We start from the raw sequence: 1,984 nt of genomic DNA, 5'->3' as shown, positions 1-1,984 counted from the left end.
GGCGGGAGGCAGCAAAGCCGGGGCGCGCGGTGCCGGGGGAGGCGCGTCGTGACCGCCACCAGCCGGCAGCTGGGGCTGCTGTCCTGCCATGTCTGCGGACTGGTCTCGCGGGCGCCGGCCGGTGTCCGCACCTGCCACTGCCCGCGCTGCCGCGCGCTGCTGCACTGCCGCAAGCCGGACAGCCTGCGCCGGACCTGGGCTCTGCTGATCGCCGCCTACATCCTCTACATTCCGGCCAACCTGCTGCCGATCATGGAGACGCGCTCGCTGTTCAGCGTGCAGCAGGACACCATCATGAGCGGCATCGTCTATCTCTGGCTGGATGGCGCCGTGGGTCTGGCGCTGATCGTGTTCGTGGCCAGCATCGTGGTGCCGTTGCTCAAGCTCATCGTGCTCACCCTGCTGGCGGCCTCGGTGCGCTGGCAGTGGCGCTGGCGGCCGCGCCAGCGCACGCGCCTGTTCCATCTGCTGGAGCTGATCGGACGCTGGTCCATGCTCGACATCTTCGTGGTGGCCCTGCTCACCGCCGTGGTGCAGATCAAGTCGCTGGCCGCGGTCAATGCCGGCCCCGGTGCACTGCCTTTCGCCGCCGTCGTGGTATTGACCATGCTGGCCGCCATGACCTTCGATTCCCGCCTGATCTGGGACCCCATAGCCGACCGTGCCGAGGATGATGATGACTGATGCCAAGCAGACGCCGGAGCGTCCCGACCTGACCGAGGGCCTGCCGGACGCGCTCCCCGACATCCAGGTCAGCCGCGCGCAGCGCTGGCTGCCCTCGCTGGTCTGGCTGATTCCGGTGGTGGCGGCGCTGGTCGGCCTGTCCATGGTGGTGAAGACGCTGCTCGACCAGGGCCCGGCCATCACCATCAGCTTCGCCTCGGCGGAGGGCATGGAGGCGGGCAAGACCAAGGTCAAGTACAAGGACGTCGATATCGGCGTGATCCAGAACATCACGCTGTCGCCGGACCGCCGCCGGGTGCTGGCGCATGTCGAGCTGAACAAGGAGGCGGCGCCGTTCGCGGTCAGCGACTCGCGCTTCTGGGTGGTCAAGCCGCGCGTCGGCGCCGGCGGCGTGTCGGGCCTGGACACGCTGCTGTCGGGCGCCTACATCGGTGTCGACATCGGCAAGTCCGGCGAAAAGCAGCACCAGTTCACCGGCCTCGACGTGCCGCCGGTGATCACCACCGACCAGCCCGGCAAGCCGTTCGTGCTGCGCGCTGACGACCTGGGGTCGCTGGATATCGGCTCTCCGATCTACTACCGCCGAATCCTCGCTGGCCAGGTCACCGGCTACGCGCTGGACGAGAACGGCAAGGACGTGGTGCTGAAGGTCTTCGTCAATGCGCCGTACGACCGCTATGTCACCAGCAATGCGCGCTTCTGGCATGCCAGCGGCATTGATCTGAAGCTGGATGCCGGCGGTTTCCAGGTCAATACCCAGTCGCTGGCGGCCATCGCTGCCGGCGGCATCGCTTTCCAGGCGCCGGAGGATGCCGCTGCCGGCGAGGTNGCCGAGACCGAGTTCGTGCTGGCCCCGGACCAGACCCTGGCCATGAAGCGGCCGGACGGCCTGCCGGTGTCGGTGATGGTGGACTTCGACCAGTCGCTGCGCGGTCTGGCACCGGGCGCGCCGGTGGACTTCCGCGGTGTCGTGGTGGGCGAGGTGCGGCGCCTGGGCATCGACTTCGACCGGCAGCGCAAGCGTCTGCGCATGCCGGTCGAGCTGGTGCTGTATCCGGATCGCCTGCGCGGGGCGCGCAAGTCCGCGCGCAGCGAGCGCGAGTTCCTGGCCACGCTGGTGGAGCGAGGCCTGCGCGCCCAGCTCAAGACCGGCAACCTGCTCACCGGCCAGCTTTACGTTGCGCTCGATTTCTTCCCCAAGGCGCCGCCCGCGGTGGTCGACGTGAGGCGTGATCCGCTGCAGATTCCTGCCATGCCCGGCAGCTTCGAGGAACTGCAGTCCGCCATTGCCGAGATCGTG

At 68.6% G+C, this 1,984-nt stretch carries 2 protein-coding genes; both read left to right on the top strand.

Going from position 1 to position 1,984, the window contains the following annotated elements; translation table 11 throughout:
- Positions 1 to 48 precede the first annotated feature (48 nt).
- A complete protein-coding gene (locus tag C5O18_RS08810; protein WP_105193214.1) occupies positions 49 to 684 on the top strand; it encodes a paraquat-inducible protein A in 636 nt (211 codons plus the stop codon).
- Positions 671 to 1,984 (top strand): PqiB family protein (locus C5O18_RS08805; RefSeq protein ID WP_105193216.1); only part of this gene is annotated, 1,314 nt, incomplete at its 3' end. The genes C5O18_RS08810 and C5O18_RS08805, both read left to right, overlap by 14 nt.

It is taken from the genome of Amnimonas aquatica (genome assembly GCF_002943415.1).
Taxonomy (GTDB): Bacteria; Pseudomonadota; Gammaproteobacteria; order Pseudomonadales; family Moraxellaceae; genus Perlucidibaca; species Perlucidibaca aquatica_A.
The sequence above is the reverse complement of the archived record's forward strand: the minus strand, read 5'-3'. Positions and strand labels throughout refer to the sequence as shown.